The sequence below is a fragment of the Streptomyces africanus genome (genome assembly GCF_030816955.1).
GTDB classification, from domain to species: Bacteria; Actinomycetota; Actinomycetes; order Streptomycetales; family Streptomycetaceae; genus Streptomyces; species Streptomyces africanus.
Genome location: NZ_JAUSYP010000001.1, coordinates 3,324,562 through 3,340,941 on the forward strand (window position 1 = coordinate 3,324,562; position 16,380 = coordinate 3,340,941).

At 71.2% G+C, this 16,380-nt stretch carries 15 protein-coding genes, 1 other RNA gene and 1 pseudogene; 2 read left to right on the forward strand and 15 right to left on the reverse strand.

The features are described 5' to 3' along the window. Positions 1–115: 115 nt before the first annotated feature. Together QF034_RS15315 and QF034_RS15320 are read right to left on the reverse strand one after the other, a co-directional pair. Positions 116–1,501, reverse strand: a complete 1,386-nt coding sequence (locus QF034_RS15315) for a nitrate/nitrite transporter (RefSeq protein WP_307175491.1) — start codon at positions 1,499–1,501, stop codon at positions 116–118. 153 nt (positions 1,502–1,654) lie between these two features. Further along, positions 1,655–2,746, reverse strand: a complete 1,092-nt coding sequence (locus QF034_RS15320; protein WP_307175492.1) for a hypothetical protein — start codon at positions 2,744–2,746, stop codon at positions 1,655–1,657. A gap of 133 nt (positions 2,747–2,879) precedes the next feature. Here QF034_RS15320 and QF034_RS15325 point away from each other — a divergent pair, with 133 nt between their 5' ends. Further along, positions 2,880–3,422, forward strand: coding sequence for a hypothetical protein (locus tag QF034_RS15325; RefSeq protein ID WP_307175493.1), 543 nt, complete (start codon positions 2,880–2,882; stop codon positions 3,420–3,422). On the opposite strand, the gene QF034_RS15330 is transcribed toward QF034_RS15325, so the two are convergent. The 10 genes and pseudogenes from QF034_RS15330 to QF034_RS15375 all read right to left on the reverse strand — a co-directional run bounded on the left by QF034_RS15330 (position 3,405) and on the right by QF034_RS15375 (position 13,604). Next, complete coding sequence (locus tag QF034_RS15330) at positions 3,405–3,800, reverse strand: hypothetical protein (RefSeq protein WP_307175494.1); 396 nt, start codon at positions 3,798–3,800, stop codon at positions 3,405–3,407. The two genes, QF034_RS15325 and QF034_RS15330, sit on opposite strands and share 18 nt — an antisense overlap. Before the next feature lie 204 nt (positions 3,801–4,004). Continuing rightward, the gene (locus QF034_RS15335; RefSeq protein ID WP_307175495.1) at positions 4,005–5,396 is read right to left on the reverse strand and encodes a hypothetical protein; all 1,392 of its coding nucleotides are present in this window, start codon (positions 5,394–5,396) and stop codon (positions 4,005–4,007) included. Beyond that, a complete protein-coding gene (locus QF034_RS15340; protein ID WP_307175496.1) occupies positions 5,393–5,695 on the reverse strand; it encodes a DUF6317 family protein in 303 nt (100 codons plus the stop codon). Before QF034_RS15340 ends, QF034_RS15335 begins: the two co-directional genes overlap by 4 nt. Further along, a complete protein-coding gene (locus QF034_RS15345) occupies positions 5,692–6,321 on the reverse strand; it encodes a hypothetical protein (protein ID WP_307175497.1) in 630 nt (209 codons plus the stop codon). Before QF034_RS15345 ends, QF034_RS15340 begins: the two co-directional genes overlap by 4 nt. A gap of 80 nt (positions 6,322–6,401) precedes the next feature. Then, positions 6,402–7,703 (reverse strand): acyltransferase family protein, encoded by a 1,302-nt coding sequence (locus QF034_RS15350; protein WP_307175498.1) that lies wholly within the window; start codon positions 7,701–7,703, stop codon positions 6,402–6,404. Then, a complete protein-coding gene (locus QF034_RS15355; RefSeq protein WP_307175499.1) occupies positions 7,700–9,898 on the reverse strand; it encodes a bifunctional polysaccharide deacetylase/glycosyltransferase family 2 protein in 2,199 nt (732 codons plus the stop codon). Before QF034_RS15355 ends, QF034_RS15350 begins: the two co-directional genes overlap by 4 nt. 356 nt (positions 9,899–10,254) lie before the next feature. Then, on the reverse strand, positions 10,255–11,274 hold the full coding sequence (locus QF034_RS15360; RefSeq protein WP_307175500.1) for a hypothetical protein: 1,020 nt from the start codon (positions 11,272–11,274) through the stop codon (positions 10,255–10,257). A 161-nt stretch (positions 11,275–11,435) separates the two neighbouring features. After that, a pseudogene (locus QF034_RS15365) lies at positions 11,436–12,401 on the reverse strand (LysR family transcriptional regulator). Positions 12,402–12,410: 9 nt separating this feature from the next. Continuing rightward, positions 12,411–13,268 (reverse strand): hypothetical protein, encoded by an 858-nt coding sequence (locus tag QF034_RS15370; protein ID WP_307175501.1) that lies wholly within the window; start codon positions 13,266–13,268, stop codon positions 12,411–12,413. A 12-nt stretch (positions 13,269–13,280) separates the two neighbouring features. Beyond that, complete coding sequence (locus QF034_RS15375) at positions 13,281–13,604, reverse strand: hypothetical protein (RefSeq protein ID WP_307175502.1); 324 nt, start codon at positions 13,602–13,604, stop codon at positions 13,281–13,283. Between the two features lie 363 nt (positions 13,605–13,967). On the opposite strand from QF034_RS15375, the gene QF034_RS15385 reads away from it, so the two are divergent. Next, positions 13,968–14,105 (forward strand): hypothetical protein, encoded by a 138-nt coding sequence (locus tag QF034_RS15385; RefSeq protein WP_370880946.1) that lies wholly within the window; start codon positions 13,968–13,970, stop codon positions 14,103–14,105. A gap of 20 nt (positions 14,106–14,125) precedes the next feature. Here the strand turns inward: QF034_RS15385 and QF034_RS15390 are convergent, their stop codons facing one another. The 3 genes from QF034_RS15390 to smpB form a co-directional block, all read right to left on the reverse strand. Then, positions 14,126–15,130 carry an extracellular catalytic domain type 1 short-chain-length polyhydroxyalkanoate depolymerase gene (locus QF034_RS15390; RefSeq protein ID WP_307175503.1) on the reverse strand — a complete coding sequence of 335 codons (1,005 nt, stop codon included), beginning with the start codon at positions 15,128–15,130 and terminating at the stop codon, positions 14,126–14,128. A 219-nt stretch (positions 15,131–15,349) separates the two neighbouring features. Then, positions 15,350–15,753: a transfer-messenger RNA gene (gene ssrA, locus QF034_RS15395) on the reverse strand. A gap of 120 nt (positions 15,754–15,873) precedes the next feature. Beyond that, a complete protein-coding gene (smpB, locus tag QF034_RS15400) occupies positions 15,874–16,353 on the reverse strand; it encodes an SsrA-binding protein SmpB (protein WP_010039871.1) in 480 nt (159 codons plus the stop codon). Positions 16,354–16,380 lie beyond the last annotated feature (27 nt).

Here is a 16,380-nt window from a genome sequence, read left to right on the forward strand (position 1 = left end):
TGACAGGCTCGGATCGGCATGATGTCGACGGTGTTACCGATGCCGCTCTCCGCCGGATCGACGGCTGCGGGCTTCGGCCGGGGGTCCGGGGGTTGTCCCCCGGGTCAGCACAGCGTCAGACCTTGGCGTAGCTGAGCTGCGGCTCCGCGTCCGAGGTCGCCGTCGTGGCGGGTACCAGGGGGGTCGTACGGCGAAGGTATACGGACCAGGTGACCGCGAAGCAGACCGCGTAGAAGGCGAGGAAGGCGACGAACGCCCCGGTGCCGGAACCGTAGGAGAGGAAGGACTGGCGGAAGGCGAGGTTGATGCCGACGCCGCCGAGCGCGCCCACCGCGCCGATGAGTCCCATGGAGGCGCCGGAGAGGCGGCGTCCGTAGGCCGCGGCCGCCTCGCCCTGCAGTCCCTTGGCGAGGGCCTTGTTCTGGAAGATGCCCGGGATCATCTTGAACGTCGAGCCGTTGCCGAGCCCGCTGAGCACGAACAGCACCACGAACGCCGTGGTGAACAGCGCCAGCGACTTCTGCATCGAGGCACCGATCAGGACCGCCGTGGCGACGCCCATGCCGACGTAGTTCCACAGGCTGATCTTCGCGCCGCCGTACTTGTCGGCCATCCAGCCGCCCAGGGGCCGGATCAGCGAGCCGAGGAGCGGACCGATGAAGGTGACGTACGCCGCCTCCAGCGGGGTGCGTCCGAACTGGTTCTGCAGGACCTGCCCGAAAGCGAAGCTGTATCCGATGAACGAGCCGAAGGTGCCGATGTAGAGGAAGGACATGATCCACGTGTGGGCGTCCCGCGCGGCGTCCTTGGCGGCACCGGTGTCGTTCTTCACGTTCTCGAGGTTGTCCATGAAGAGCGCGGCCATGACGGCGGCGACGAGGATCAGCGGGATGTAGATCCCGAGCAGCACGCGCGGCCCGCCGCCGGCCCCGATGATCGCGAGCGCGGCCAGCTGGATCACCGGTACGCCGATGTTGCCGCCGCCCGCGTTCAGGCCGAGGGCCCAGCCCTTCTTCCGCAGCGGGAAGAAGGCGTTGATGTTGGTCATCGAGGAGGCGAAGTTGCCGCCGCCGATGCCCGCGAGCAGGCCGACGAGGAGGAAGGTGGAGAAGGAGGTGCCCGGCTCCATCACCATGAACGCGGCGACGCTCGGGACGAGGAGGAGGCCGGCGGAGATGATCGTCCAGTTCCGGCCGCCGAAGATCGCGACGGCGAAGGTGTAGGGGACGCGGACGACGGCGCCGACGAGCGTGACCATCGAGGTCAGCATGAACTTGTCGGCGGGGGTCAGCCCGTACTCCGGGCCCATGAAGAGGACCAGAACGGACCACAGGGTCCAGATCGAGAACCCGATGTGCTCGGAGAGCACGGAGAAGAAGAGGTTCCGGCGGGCGATCTTCTCGCCCGTCTCCTTCCAGAAGGTCTCGTTTTCCGGATCCCAGTGCTGGATCCAGCGTCCGCCCCTGTTCGGGGGTGCGGGTGCCGTGCCAGGGCCTGTCATGACGCCTCCACTTGCTCCGGGACTCGGTCGTTCTGTGAGTGCTGAATCCCGAAGGTAGGGAGGACGCGTTTCGTGACTGTGCCAGCGGGTGACCGCGAGGGAACTTTGCTCTCACCCCGGCCTGGGGCGGGATGAGAGGTTCGGTGGCGTCTGTCAGCGTTGCGGGGGCTGCCCGGGAGGATTCTGCCCGCTGTGAGGCGGTTGCTGCTGGGGGTAGGGCTGGGCGTACGGGCCGGGGGCCGGCGGGCCTCCGTACGGGCCCGGCGCCGGCTGCCCGGGGTATGGGCCGGGGGCGGGCTGCGCGGGGTACGGGCCCTGGGCGGGCTGCCCGGGGTACGGGCCCGCGGCGGGCTGACCTCCGTACGGACCGGGGGCATGCTGCCCGGGGTACGGCCCCGCGGCGGGCTGACCTCCGTACGGGCCGGGGGCATGCTGCCCGGGGTATGGGCCGGGGGCCGGCTGCCCGGGGTACGGGCCCGGCGCCGGCTGGGCATACGGCCCCGGCGCCTGCTGTCCGTAACCCGCGGGGGCGCCCGCGGCCGGAGCAGGCATCCCGCCCGGCTGCCCCGGCGCACCCGCGTACCCCGGCGTCCCGGCCGCCTGCCCGCCGCCGTACGGCCCTCCCCCGAACGGATTGCCGTGCCCGGGCGTCTGCGCCCCGGGCGGCAGGTACCGCACCCGTCCGTTCTCCTCGGTCACCGGCATGAAGCCGGCCGCCTGCAGGCGCGCGGCGAACTTGGTGTTGCGCTTGCGCGTGACCAGCAGCCCGATGCCGAGGATCGCCATGATCACGAGCCACACCACACCCGCCGCGATGAAATCGAAGGACTCACCGCCGGACCGGAAGGCGAGGACCACGCAGCCGATCGTGACGCCGAGCGCCCCGTAGCCCATGCGCTTCTCGGCGTTCTTGCCGGTGAGGTCGAAGTTGATGCGGGCCTTGAGGAGTTCGAAGGCGTCCGGCACGAGCGGCGGAAGGGAGACGCCGTCGGACGCATTGGGGTACTGCGCCCAGTTCTGTGCGGCCCGGGCCCGGGCCTGCGGGCTGGGGTCGGGCAGGATCAGCATGGTGAGCGCGCCGTTGCGGCCGCTGCTCTGCCGGACATCCGCGTACTCGTAGCCGAACTGCTGGGCGACGAAGGCCAGCCGGGCGAGCTTCTTCACGGACGCCATCGGGCTGGTGAGCTCGACCGGTTCTCCGCTCGCCATCAGCCGCAGCATCTTCTGTGTCTGCCGCTTACTCATCTCACCGCTCCCCCACCGCCCACTGGGCACAGTTGTTCACATGCGCAACCCGGGCAGTTTTCCACACCGGGAAAGCCCGCGGAACGGGGCCCCGTTATCCTCTAGCGGACCCCACACGGGAAGGGGAGAGTCCATGTCCGCTGAGTCGGGGGCCGAACGGCCTGAGGCGCGGCGTCCGCAGCGCTCCTTTGCCGCAAACGTGGCCTTCGGAGCGGGCATGCTCCTCGTGCTGGCGACGGCGACGCTCGGCGCGTTCGCGGCCGTGGCCCTGCTGGGCGGGGCGGTGGACGCGGCCCCGCTGTCGAGCATCGTGCCCGACGACGGGAACAACGCCCTGGTCGTAGGAGGCATCGCGAGCGGCGGGCTGACCGGGCTGATGCTGCCGGTGATCCTCTTCGGCATGGTGCGGGGGAACGAGGACACGCCCCGGGTCGGCCCGGGAGCCGCGGCACGCAAGGTGCTGGCCGTGCTGGCGTTCGACGTCTGCCTGCTGGTCGTGGCGTTGCTCGTCGCCCAGCTGGGGTGGTTCCTCCCGGCTCAGCTCACCACCGTCGTGGCCGTGTTCGCCGTCGGGTTCAGCTGGATGCCGCTGGCGATGGTCCCCTGGGAGCGGTTCGGGCTGGGGGATGTGTTCGGCAGGCGCCGGGGTTCCGCCCCGTCACGCCAGGCGGAGTGAGCCCGCCAGTTCGTCGGCGACCTTGACGAGTTCCGCGCCGAGCCCCAGGGACGTCCACAGCAGCCGGCATTCCAGCGCGGTGGGGTGCTGCCGCGGCAGGACGTAGTGGGCCACTCCCTCCACGATGGTTCCGCTGTCCGCGTCCGGCTCCGTCGGCTCCTGGCGGTGCACGCGCAGGGCCGGTCCCAGGGGCAGTTCCACCTCGGTGAGGATCTGCTCCCCGCCGAAGTACGGGCCTTCCGCGCGTTCCGCCTCGGCCCGGAAGGCGGCCACGGTCCGCGATTCCGCCGGGACGGTCAGCTCCCGCACCGTGCAACCGGCGACGACGGGTCCGTCCTGGGGTGCCAGGACCGCCGCGCACAGGGCGCCCTGCCGCACCGCCGCGCCCCAGTACCAGAGCAGGTCCGCCGCGAAGGCCTCCCGCCACGGCTCGGGGACGTCACCGCCGAGGTGCTGTTCGGCCAGGGTGCGCGCCCACGTCTCGGGCTCCTCGCTGCGCAGGTCCAGGACCAGCCAGTTCTGGTGGGCGGGGCAGAGCCACCCGGCACTCCCGCCAGTCCGCCGGGTTCGTCATGGCCGGGCTCACCGTCCGGCCAGGGACGCGTCCGGGCCGGTGACGTCGATCTCCGGCTCGCCGCCGAACAGGCCGACGAAGCTGTTGGTGTCGGAGGCCGCGCCCGTCCCGGTGCCGCCGAGACCGATGGCGTTGTAGGCCATGGCCTGCTTGAACGCGTCGGGCGTGCCGATGAACCGCAGGTCCGCCGGGTCGATGTTCTTGATGCGCGCGAGTTCGTCGACCATGCCCGGCCCCGCGTACATGCTCGCCAGGCCGCGGGCTCCGGCGGCGTTGTAGGCGTCGCGGGCCGCCGAGAGGTTGTCGCCGACCTTGAACAGGTCCCGCCAGTTGCCCCGGATGCTCGCCAGGTCGTCCGCGAAGGAGCTCGGCAGGCCGCGGAAGGCCGCCCGCAGGCCCACGTCGGGCAGGGCCGCCCCGGGGCGTGCTCCGGCCCGTGCCCCGACCATGGACTCGACGAGCGCGCGGCGCGCGGCCGAACTCATGCCCGGGTTCCAGCCGCGCACGTACTGCGTGGCCGCCGTCCAGACGCGGCTGCGGCCGACGGTGGCGGCGGCCTTGCCGCCCGCGGAGAAGACGCGCCCGATGCCGAACGTGGCGAGGCCCAGCGCGTCGATCGCCACGTCGCCCCAGGAGCCGTCGCCGTTGATGGCGAGCAGCACATGGCAGACCAGGGAGACCGCCGTCATGACCAGGGCGATGGTGCCGAGCACTCCGGCCAGGGCCTGTCCGATGACGGGGATCCAGCCGACGAGCAGGGACAGCACCCCGCAGACGGCGGCGATGGCTCCCGCGATGTCGCTGACCATCTTCAGGGTGTCGCGCAGGTCGTCCAGCCAGCCGTCGTTGAGGCCGTCGCCCTCGGTGGTGTCGTGGATGCGCTTGGCGGCCTTGTCGCCGGCCTCCTTGTGACGGGTCTTCAGCTTGTCGAGCTGGCCGCGCAGCCCGTCCAGCCCCTCCTGGAGGTCGGTGACGGCCTTGTCGAGCTTGCCCTGCCCGGCGTCGTCGGTGCCCTTCGGCGGGTTGTCCGCCTTGGACTTGGCGGTGGAGAGGCTGTTGTGCTTGGTCTCCGCCTGGCTGAGGAGTTTGTCCGCCTCCTCCTGGATGGTCTCCAGGTCGGTGGAGTAGTCCTTGAGGGCGACTCCGGCGTCCGCGTAGCGGTCGTAGGCCTTGCTCACGGTCTTGGCGGTGTCGTTCGCCTTCTCGGCGAAGGCGCGGCCGGCCTCGGAGTCCCAGCTCTCCAGGTTGCCGATCCGGCGCAGCGCGTCGGCGGTCTTGGTGATGGTCTCGGCGGTGGCCGTGAACCGGCGGGCGAGGGCCTTCATGTCGGTGACGTCGCCGGGCACGGGGTCACCGCTCTCGCCCAGCACCTCCCACCGGTGGTCGGCGGGGCGGGTCACTTCTTCTTCCCCTTGCCCGTGAGCGCGTCGTACAGCGCGGTGTCGAGCGCGGTGTACGCCTTCCCGGCCTCCTTGGCCATCGTCCCGAGCCCCTGGATCTCCTCGATCATCTTCTTGCGGTTGTCGTCCCAGCCGTCGGAGAACTCCTGCAGCCGGTCGTGCAGCCCCTGGTGGCCGACCGTGCGGCGGTCGTAGGCGTCCATGAGCTTGTCGAGCCCTTCCAGCTCGGTCGCCACCGTCCGCAGGCCGGTTCCGGCCGTCTCGAGATCCTGGGTCGAGACCCTGAGCTTCCCGCTCACTCCCGCTCCTCCCCCGTCCGCTCCTCCTGGCGGTGCTGCCAGCGCAAGGTTCCGGCCACCGCGTCGAACAACTCCACCATGGCGTCCGCGATCGGCTCCAGCGGTGTGCTGAACGTCAGCATCAGCACCTCGTCGCGGTCCGGGACCGGCACGAAGTACTCGACGACGGTGTCCTCGAACTCGGAGCCCAGCTTGCGCGACTGCTTCGTCCGCTCCTGCCGCCGCAGCCGGGCCACGCGCCCCACGGCGGGCAGCGTCTCCAGCGTGACCTCGCCGGAGCCGGCCAGGGCGGCGACGGCGTCGAGGCCGTCGAACCTCTCGTACAGGCGGGAGACCAGCAGGGACGCCGACAGCGGGATGCCACCGGCCTCCAGGAACGACAGGTACAGCACCACGCCGCCCTGCTGGACGGCGGCGTCGGCCGTGCCGAGCAGCTGCTCCTCGGCCTTGCGGCGCAGTACGGGCTGGTCGTCGACGCCCGCGAACTGCCGCTTGACCAGGGCGCTCACGGACGCCTCGCGGCGGTCGGCGGGCAGGAGCGGAATGCGGTACCAGTCCTCGGGCGTGATCAGCCCGAAGACCGGCGCGCGCGGTCCGGCCGGTTGTGCTGTCCGTGCCTGTGTCACTGTCGTTCTCTCACCTGGACCGAAAAGGAACCCCTCGGAAAGGGCCGCTCATCGTCCGCCCCCGCCGATGACGGGTCAGCTTAGCTTCCGGATGCCGAGCGCCTCCGGCTGCCACGAACCCTCACCCGAGGCTCACTTTTCGGCCACAACCGGGGTTTCCGCTTCGCCGCGACGTCCTCGACCCAGCCGAACGCGAGGGTCGCCGCGCCGATCAGGGGCCAGACCAGGACGAACATCCAGATCGTGTACGTGGTGTCCAGGGCGGAGACCGCGCCATCGCCCTGGAGGAACGGCAGTTCGTAGAGGAGGTCGAGGATCGGGACCGTGGCCATGATGAGGAGGTTGTGCCAGAGGTAGATCGTGACGGCCCGGTTGTTGGAGAGGGTCACGAGTCCGTCCCACCTGGCGAGGCGGCCCGGGAGTGCGCGCCAGGACGGGGAGTACTGGAGCAGGACGACCACGAAGCCGAAGGACCAGGCTGCCTGGGCCAGGGGGATGTCGTTCAGGTCCCAGCCGTCGGGGCCCAGGTGGCCGGAGGCCCACCACAGGCCGAAGGCCATCAGCAGGGCCGCGCAGGAGATCGACAGGTAGCGGGGGATCTGCTTGAGCAGGCCCTCGTGGTGGGCGAAGCCCAGGACCCAGCAGCCGCCGTAGACCGCGAAGTCCGTCACCGCGTTGCCCGTCTCGCCGGGGATCTTCACCAGGCCCGTGCCGACGACCGCCGTGAGGCCCAGGGGCGCCAGCAGCGTCGGCCACGGTGCCCGGCGGAACGCCCACAGCAGCAGCGGGGAGGCGATGACGAACCACAGGTAGGCCCGCAGGTACCACAGCGGACCGGCCGCCTGCACCGCCCAGGTGTCCTCCAGCAGGCCGGACTTGGCGCCGAGGTGCCAGGGGAAGGGCGGGGCGCCGACAGGGAAGACGTAGTTGACCAGGTCGATCAGGCCCCAGGTGCCTCCGTGGTCCGGGTCCTTCAGCGGGTTCCAGCCGCCCGCGAACATCATCGCCAGCACCACCACGCCGAACGCCCAGAGCGGGGGCAGGAGCCGACGGATCCGGCCCCGGATCACTCCGAGCGCCGGGCGCTTCAGCGAGCGCGCCATCAGGGAGCCCGCCAGCGCGAACATCACGCCCATCGAGGGGAACAGCACCGTCAGCCACGCCCAGCCGAACAGGTGGTAGACGACGACACGGACCAGGGCGATCGAGCGCAGCAGGTCCAGGTAGCGGTCACGGCCGCCGCCCTGGCGCGGCGCCGTGTCCGGGGCAGTTTCGCCCGTGGCCGCGGGATCCGTCGTGCGCTGCTGCGGGATGCCGTACGACGGCGGCCCCGGCATGCCGGACGCCGCCGATGACGTGGGGATCGAGTTTCCGTGGGTCATGCCACCGGCCTCCGCTCGCCGCTGCTCTGGGACCGCTGGCGCGGCACGGGGCCGCCGCCGGGCGCGTCGACGACACCGGTGCGCCGCAGCTTCTGCCAGCGCAGCCGGCCGCCGGTGAGGGCGGTGATCCAGGACTGGAGCAGGACGACATACATGAGCTGTCGGTAGAGGATCTGCTGCAAGGGCAGGGAGACGAGGTGGGTCATGCGCTCACGATCTAGTCGGAAGGCGTAGGCCGCGCAGACCGCCTGGATCGCCAGGACGCCGAGCCACGCCGTGATCGTCTTCTGGGTGGGGCCGAACACGAGGCCGTAGACGAGGAACACGTCGATCAGCGGGGCCAGCAGGGGCGCCACGACCATGAAGAGGGACACCAGCGGCAGGCCGACACGGCCGAAGCGGCCCGAGGGGCCCTTGTCGACCAGGGCCCGGCGGTGCTTCCAGATGGCCTGCATGGTGCCGTACGACCAGCGGTAGCGCTGGGACCACAGCTGCTGGACCGTCTCCGGCGCCTCGGTCCAGGCACGGGCGTTCTCCGCGTAGACCACGCGCCAGCCGTCGCGGTGCAGGGCCATCGTGATGTCGGTGTCCTCGGCGAGCGTGTCGTCGCTCATGCCGCCGACCCGTTCCAGCGCGCTGCGGCGGAACGCCCCGACCGCGCCGGGGATCGTCGGCATGCAGCGCAGGACGTCGTACATGCGGCGGTCGAGGTTGAAGCCCATCACGTACTCGATGTGCTGCCAGGCGCCGATGAGGGTGTCCTTGTTGCCGACCTTGGCGTTGCCCGCTACCGCGCCCACCCGCGGGTCGCCGAAGGGCTGCACCAGTTCACGCACGGTGGACGGTTCGAAGACCGTGTCGCCGTCCATCATCACGATCAGGTCGTAGCGGGCGTTGGCCACACCGCGGTTGAGCGCGGCCGGCTTGCCCGCGTTGAGCTGGCGGACCACCCGGACGTTGGGCAGGCCCATGGCCTCTACGATCCGTGCCGTGCCGTCGGAGGAGCCGTCGTCGATGACGAGGACCTCGATGGGGTGGTCACTGGCGGCGAGGGAACGGACCGTGTTCTCGATGCACTTGGCCTCGTTGTACGCCGGGACCAGGACCGACACCGGTTCGGTGACCGGCGCTCCCCAGCGGAAGCCGCGGCGGCGCACCCGGCGTGCGTGCACCCCGGAGAGCAGCAGCATCAACACGAAGCGGCCGATGACGAGGGTGCCGACGATCGCGAGGCCGACGACCAGCCCGTCGGTGAGGTGCTCCGAGGCCTGGACCAGGAAGATCCACGCCGTGCCCTTCCACTGGTCGAGGCCGGTGACCTGGGAGTGCGCGCTCGGGGCGTCGAGGGCCTCGGTGAGGTTGTCGAACGCGTAACCCTGCTCGCGCAGGTCGGGCAGCATGCGGTCCAGTGCCGCGACGGTCTGGTGCCGGTCGCCGCCGGAGTCGTGCATCAGGACGATCGCGCCCTTGCCGCCCTTGGGCGTGGCACGGCGGACGATCTCGGCGACGCCGGGCTTGCGCCAGTCCTCGCTGTCGGTGTTGTTGACGACGGTGATGTAGCCGCGGCGGCCGATGTACTCGGTCACCGGCCAGGACCTGTTGTCCATGGCGTCGGCGAAGGAGGAGTACGGCGGCCGGAAGAGGGAGGTGCGGATGCCCGCCGCGCCCGAGAGGGCGAGTTGGTTCTGGGACAGCTCCCAGTCGATGCGCTTCTTGGACTGGTAGGACAGGTCGGGGTGGTTGAAGGTGTGCAGACCGACCTCGTGGCCTTCCTCGACGATGCGCCGGACCAGGTCCGGGTAGCGCGAGGCCATGGTGCCGGTGACGAAGAAGACGGCGTGCGCGTCGTGCTCCTTCAGTACGTCCAGGACCTTCGGCGTCCAGATCGGGTCCGGGCCGTCGTCGAAGGTGAGGACCAGACGGCGGTCGGGCACGCGCAGGCTCTCCGTGCGGCCGCTGCGGGTATCGATGACCGGGCCGCCGTTCATGATCTTCTCCGGCACCTGGTCGGTGGCGGCGGGCGGCCGGACCCGGTGGTCGGCGAGGATCTCGCTGTGCACGTAACCGCGCAGCATGAGCATGGCCATCAGCGCGACGAGGACGAGCAGGGGTAGCAGCAGGCGCAGGGGCAGGCGGCGCCTGGAGCCGCCACGGGCTCGCGGCGCGGGCCCGGAACGGCGGGTATGGGATGCCATGGGTGGTGGTACTCCGGGGTGTTGCGGGGACGAAGTGCTGCGGGGACGGGGTGGTGCGGGGACGGTGCCGGCATGCTCAGCGGCGTCATCAGGTCCCTCCGCTCCAGCGGGACCAGGAGCTCTGGGCCTGAGATCTGGGGCGCCGGAGCGCCCTTCCCCCGGATCTCCCCTGAGGGCGGACGCGGCGGACGCCGGCCTCGCGCCGGGCCCATGGGGTGTCCGCGAAGTCCCGTCGTCCGCCCGGAGGGCGGGCCCTGCGGCGTTCGGTGCGTGCTCTGGGGATACCCCCTGTTGCGCGAAAAGCTTGGGGGAGCGTGCCGGGCGTCGCAGGGCAGGCGGGGCTTTGCGGACACCCTCTAGGCGGCGGGCGGCTCCGCGGCGGGCGGCTCCGCGACGGGTGGCTGGGCGACGGGCGGCGTCTCGGGCGGGCCTTCGGCGACCGTGTCGGTGCCGCCGCCGTCGCCGGCGCCCGTGGGCTCGGTCGGTTCCGGCGTGGGCTCGACCGTCGGCGTCGGGTCGGTCGTCGGCGTGGTCGGCGGGTCCGCCGGCTTGGTCGGGGTCGGGTCGGTCACGCCCTTCCCCGGGGCCGGTGCGGTCGGGGTCGCCGTCGGCGAGGGCCTGGCGGTCGTGCCGGAACGGCCCGGGCCCGCGGAGGCCGCGGGTTCGAGGGCGCTGGGGCCGGACGCAGGTGCCGTGGCCTCGTCGGTCGCCGGCGCGCTGCCCGGGACGGTGACGCCCGTGTCACCGGCCGGGGCCGACTCCGTGGGCTGCGGCGGGGTGTCGACCTGCCCGGCCGGCCGGCCTTCCCGCTGGCCCGGCACGGGCAGCCAGGGGGCGTTGGAGTTGCCCGACAGCACCGTGGCGACGATGACGACGGCGTAGACCCCGCAGACCAGGGCGATGGCTATGCCGATCCGGCGGAGGCGACGGCTGCGGCGACCGGACTCGTCCACGAAGACGGGCCGGTCGGCGGTGCCCGCACCGGTGCCTTCCTTGGCTTGCCGTACGAACCCGTCCCCGAGCTGGACGGCGTCGAGCTGGACGGTGACCTCGTGCGGGTCGTGAGCATGCCCGGCCCGGGCGTGCCCGACCGGGCCGACGTCCTCCTGCCAGGGGTCGCGGACGGCCGGCCGGGTACCGGGACCCGCAGCGTACGAGTCGGCCTCGCCCTCGCTCTGCCGGGGAATGCCGCGCAGTATCTCCGTCACGTCCGTGCCGGCGGACGGGCGCGTGCCCGTCATCTGGACGTCGCCGCCGGAGAAGACCTGGGTGGCTCTCCGGTCCCGGGCTCTGCCGTCCGCGAGGAGTTCACCGGTCGCCGCTGCGACCTCGGGCCATTCGGGTTGGGCGTCTTCTCGCCACGGTTCCACACGCACGCACTTCCCCCCACGGGATGGTTCAGGTGCGCTTGCGACCTGAGCACCCGTCGTTCGGACCGGGTCCCCAACCCGTCCCAAGCGCCCCCATTACCACACCGTGCCCAGACGTCGAATGTAGCGCACGCGGAGGTTGTGTGTTGACGGCGTGCCGAATCGTGTCAGTCGCGAGACACCATGAGGACATCATCGGTGGCCGGAACCCACCCTCCGACGGGCCTTTGCAGCCACCCCTCCTCCGCCGCGAGCCGCGCCGCCGCCCGCCGCAGCGCGTCGAGCCCGGGGTGCCTCAAACCTCTGCGCCACACCAGCGACACGGGAGAGAGCGGAACGGGATCGACCAGGGGACGTGACACCGTCGCCGGCAGGGCCGGGAAGCCCACGACGGCCAGGACCGGGTGACGCGTACGGGCCATGATCCGCTGGAACTCCTCCTCCCCGACGGCCAGTGGCGCCGGTGGCGCGATTTCGATGCCCCGTCCCTCGAACAGCAGCCGAGCGAGGCCGGTCCACTCCGGCGTGCGGGGATTGCCGGCGCCCGCGTAGACGGTCTCGCCGGCCAGCTCGGCGAGCGGCACCCGAGCCAGCGACGCCAGCCGGTGGTCCTCCGGCAGCACGACCGCCATCGGCTCGTACCGCACGGGCTGGTGGTCGAGCCCGGCCCGCAGCACCGGGTCCAGTCCGGCGAACCGTCCGAACGACGCGTCCAGCCGGCCCGCGAGCAACTCCCCGGCGGCCCCGGTCAGGCCGCTCTCGTAGCGGGCCATCAGCTCGTGCCCGGGGGCGAGTTCACGGGCCCGGTGCAGCACGCGGCGCGGTGTGGCCAGCCCCGGCGAGTCGAGGTCCACCAGCAGGGGCCGGGCCTGGTCGAAGGCGCCGAGCAGCTCCTCCTGCGCCTGGAGCACGCGGCGGGCGTACGGCAGCAGCCGCTCTCCGTCGGGCGTGAGCGTCACCCGCCGGGTGGTCCGCACGAACAACTCGGCGCCCAGCTCCCGCTCCAGCCGTCACACGTCCCGGCTCAGCGCCTGCTGGGCCGTGTGGAGACGCACCGCGGCACGGGTGAAGTGCAGTTCCTCGGCGACGGTGACGAAGGCACGCAGGAGTCGGGGATCGAGGTGGCCGGACATGCCGTGAACCTACAGCGGCGACGTGCCCCCGCAGCCCCCGGCGGCCTTATCGGGCCCCTCGCCGTCGCCCTCACCCGCACACTGGCCCGCCCCGGCCACCTGACCCCCCGGGCCGTCCCCACCGCGACATTCCCTCGACGGCACCTGCCCCAGCCGATGCCGGGGCACCGTACGCACAGGCGGGCGCGTCAGCGTGATCTGGCGGACGACCTGCTGGAAGCACGCCAGCGCCGCCAGTCCGGGCAGGGCAGCGGCCGCGGTACCGAGGACGGTCCTCGGCGCCTGGACGACGCACAGCAGCACGGCGACACACGAGAAGACCAGCACCACACACCAGGAGTGCACGGCACGGCGCTGGTGCAGCGCGGCCCGCAGGACGGACAGGGAGGCCACCAGCCAGGGCCCGTACACCAGCAGGGGCCACCAGGTGCGCAGGCTGCGCTCCGCGGGGGACGCGGCGACCAGGCGCAGCGGGTCGTAGGCGACCATGCCGCTCAGGAGGCCCACCGCGGAGGCGATGACGGCCGTCAGGGCGGCGATGAGGAAGCTGGTCGTGCGGAGCACGCGGGGGGCTCTGCGGGTCCGGACCTTGCGGTGCCGCCGGTGCACCTCCCGCACGGGCGGCAGTTCCTCGGTGATGTCCTGGAGCCGCTGCATGCGCTCGCCCGGGGCCGGGTCCGCGGGGGCGGCCGGTGCCGCGTCACGCGGGGCGGGGATCCTCGCCTCCTGCTCCCCGAGCGCCTCCTCGAGGATGAACGCCAGTTCCTCCGCCGGGTCCCAGGTCGGATCCGGGGGCGTCAGCGGGGTCACGAAGTCCCGGGTGGGCGCCCGGTGCCGGCCGGTGCCCTCGAAACCTTTGTCGTACATAGCGCGGCCCGACTATTCGGCGAGCGCGAAAGCGGGCCATTCCGTCGCACTGATCCACCGCCGGGCGAGATCCTTTTCCAGCACGCTCATGGTGTCGATGAAAGCGCGCAGAACCGGCTCGGTCACCTGGAGCGCGACCGGGCAACCGCCCTTGGTGAGCGTGCCGTTGACGGTGGCCGACGAGTGTGCTGGAGCGGGAATGTAGGTGTAGGGGCCGAGCGTTACCGCCCAGCCTTCTTTCCTGGTCGCCTCGGTCATGTACCGACTAACGTCGGCCCACTTCGGCGGATGCGCGGCAAAAGAGTGAAGGATTTCCCCGTTGAGCATCTTTTCCATGCGCGATTAAGGACTCTCCATATCGCTGTATGAAGAACAGGCAGCGAACATTTACCGCCAGTCCTACAACCCGGGTGCGTGATTCCGCACGGAACAGGTGTTGGACCGCCCGGTCGCCTCCGGGTGACGGTGGGCGCATGCCGCAACTCACCGCGTACCGCCGTCTCTTCGGGCTGCCGGGCGCCCGTGCGTGCACGCGGGCGCCCGTGCGCTGGCCGGCAGCAAGGCGAACGTGCTGGCGCTGGTGGTGCCGTTGAGAGCCGGCATCCACGTCCCGGTGGTCATGCGGTTCGCGGTGTCGGTCGTGACGACAGCGCGCGGCTACGACCACGACGTCCTGCTCCTCCCGTCACCTCGGTCGCCCTGCCGTCGGCGGAGGTGGGCACGCGGGCGGTGGAGCTGCTGATGCGGAAACTGGGCGGCGACACGGACGTACCGGAGGCGACCCTGCTGGCACCGCGGCTGACGGAACGGGCGAGCACGGCGCCGCGCGACGCCTGACACGCGGCGCCGTGCTCGGTTCAGCCGAGGCCCCAGGCCCGTCCGAGCCGGTAGGCGGCGCACAGGTTCACGTCGAGGATGTACGCCCCCGCCGTCCCGCACTGCTCGCTCCCGCTCCCGGGATCGACGGGCTGCCCGTGTCCCATGCCGCTGATGCTGTACGTCTCCACGACGGCGTGCCCATCGGCGTCCTCGAAGACCTGGTGGGGATACCCGGCCACGGTGTCGCTGACGTCGGCCGTCTGGTCGGCCCCGTGGACGTCGGTCCACTGCTTGGCCAGATCGGTCATGTTGACGGGCTTCACGGTGTAGTCGGCCGTGCCCTGGAACACGGTCAGCGTGGGCCAGGGGCCGCCGTACCCGGGCCGGGCGGCCCGCACCCGGTCGCCCCACTGCCGCGCGGTCTGGGTGGCGCCGACATACATGCAGACGTACGGCGACCCGGCGGCCTGCGCGCATCCGTACGGCAGTCCCGCGACGACGCCGCCGGCGGCGAACTTCTCCGGGTACGCCGCCATCATCACGGCGGTCATACCGCCCCCGGCGGACAGCCCGGTGACGTACACGCGCGAGGCGTCACCGGTGACGTCGGCGAGCTGCCGGTCGACCATCTGCGCGATCGAGGCGGCCTCGCCCTGCCCGCGCTGCATGTCCCCGCTCTGGAACCAGTCGAAGCAACTCGACGCGTTGTTGGCGGTCTGCTGCTGCGGCAGCACGACGGAGAAGCCCCAGCGGTCGGCGAGCTGGATCCAGCCGCTGCCGGTGCCGTAGCCGGAGGCGTTCTGCGTGCATCCGTGCAGCGCGACGACGACGGGCCGCCCGGCGGGCAGGCCGTCAGGCACGTACCGGAACATGCGAAGGGCACCGGGATCGGTCCCGAACCCGGTGACCTCCTGCAGGGAGGCGGCCTCCGCTCGGCCCGGCGTGAGTAAAGCGGCGAGGAGGGCGACCAGGAGGGTCGCGAGGAGGAGAGGACGGCGTGCGGCTCTGGTGCGTGTCCCTGTGTGGGTCCTGGTGTGTGTCATGCCGACGGACCGTAGAAGCGTGAACGGCGCCTCGATATGGGGCGGCACACCACAACGGGCCGGGCGCGCATGGGGCTCACACTAGGGTGAGTGCGGACGGCAGTGCCGACCCGGCGGACCACCCGGTCTTCCGTGTCCGCGCGGGACACCCGCGCATGACATCCGCGCATGACAAAAGCCCCGCCGCTCGAAGCGACGGGGCCTGTGCCCACATGGGATGAGTGGAGATGGCGGGAATCGAACCCGCGTCCAACGGTGTGGAATCAGGGCTTCTCCGTGTGCAGTCGGCTGTGCTTTTCTCGGCCCCGGAGATCACGCCGACAAGTCTCCGACGGGCCCAGTCACTGTGTGGTTTCCCTCTTCACCCCGTGACCGGGATCAAGGTTTAGTTCCCTAAATGATGCCAGGATCCGGGTCGGGAACACCCCCGGGCTGACACTCCCTTAAGTAGGGGAGCCGCTGCTCGCTACCTGAAGATCAGGCAGCGAGGGCGAGCTCGCCCTGGGAGATGGATCGCTTGGAATTGGCGATTATTTTTTTCGGCCTGTGGTTTACGAGATCATGGCCGCTTCCTCGACACGCTTCCCCTGCTTCGACAGCCGCTGTCGAAACCGATCATCCCCATGTTGATTTTTCAATCGTCGCCCCCGCGAGAGGGGCTTGCACCCGCTGTGAGGCGCAGGTGCCATCGTACGTGACCAACGCGGGTCGATGCCAGCGTATTCCCAGGGGCCCCCGGGGGCCTACGCCCGCTGCTTGCGCCGCACCGCCGAGATCACCCGCTCGGCCTCGCGCCGGTCCTGCTTCTCGCGGAGCGTCTGGCGCTTGTCGTACTCCTTCTTGCCCTTCGCCAGCGCGATCTCGACCTTGGCACGGCCGTCCTTGAAGTACAGGGCGAGGGGCACGATGGTGTGACCCGTCTCCTGCGACTTCGACTCCAGCTTGTCGATCTCCTCGCGGTGCAGCAGCAGCTTCCGCTTGCGCCGCGCGCTGTGGTTGGTCCACGTGCCCTGGCTGTACTCGGGCACGTGCACGTTGTACAGCCACGCCTCGTGCCCGTCCATCTGTACGAAGCCGTCGACCAGCGACGCCCGTCCCTGGCGCAGCGACTTCACCTCGGTGCCGGTGAGGACCAGACCGGCCTCGTAGGTGTCGATGATGAGGTAGTCGTGCCGCGCCTTCTTGTTCTGCGCGATCAGCTTGCGCCCTTTTTCCTTAGCCATAGTGCCGCCCATTTTCGCACTACGGAG

Bases quoted from the DNA above. Each gene is read 5' to 3' on its own strand.
- QF034_RS15315 (WP_307175491.1), bottom strand. From the start codon at position 1,501: ATGACAGGCCCTGGCACGGCACCCGCACCCCCGAACAGGGGCGGACGC.
- QF034_RS15320 (WP_307175492.1), bottom strand. From the start codon at position 2,746: ATGAGTAAGCGGCAGACACAGAAGATGCTGCGGCTGATGGCGAGCGGA.
- QF034_RS15325 (WP_307175493.1), top strand. From the start codon at position 2,880: ATGTCCGCTGAGTCGGGGGCCGAACGGCCTGAGGCGCGGCGTCCGCAG.
- QF034_RS15350 (WP_307175498.1), bottom strand. From the start codon at position 7,703: ATGACCCACGGAAACTCGATCCCCACGTCATCGGCGGCGTCCGGCATG.
- QF034_RS15355 (WP_307175499.1), bottom strand. From the start codon at position 9,898: ATGGCATCCCATACCCGCCGTTCCGGGCCCGCGCCGCGAGCCCGTGGC.
- QF034_RS15370 (WP_307175501.1), bottom strand. From the start codon at position 13,268: ATGTACGACAAAGGTTTCGAGGGCACCGGCCGGCACCGGGCGCCCACC.
- QF034_RS15375 (WP_307175502.1), bottom strand. From the start codon at position 13,604: ATGGAAAAGATGCTCAACGGGGAAATCCTTCACTCTTTTGCCGCGCAT.
- QF034_RS15390 (WP_307175503.1), bottom strand. From the start codon at position 15,130: ATGACACACACCAGGACCCACACAGGGACACGCACCAGAGCCGCACGC.
- smpB (WP_010039871.1), bottom strand. From the start codon at position 16,353: ATGGCTAAGGAAAAAGGGCGCAAGCTGATCGCGCAGAACAAGAAGGCG.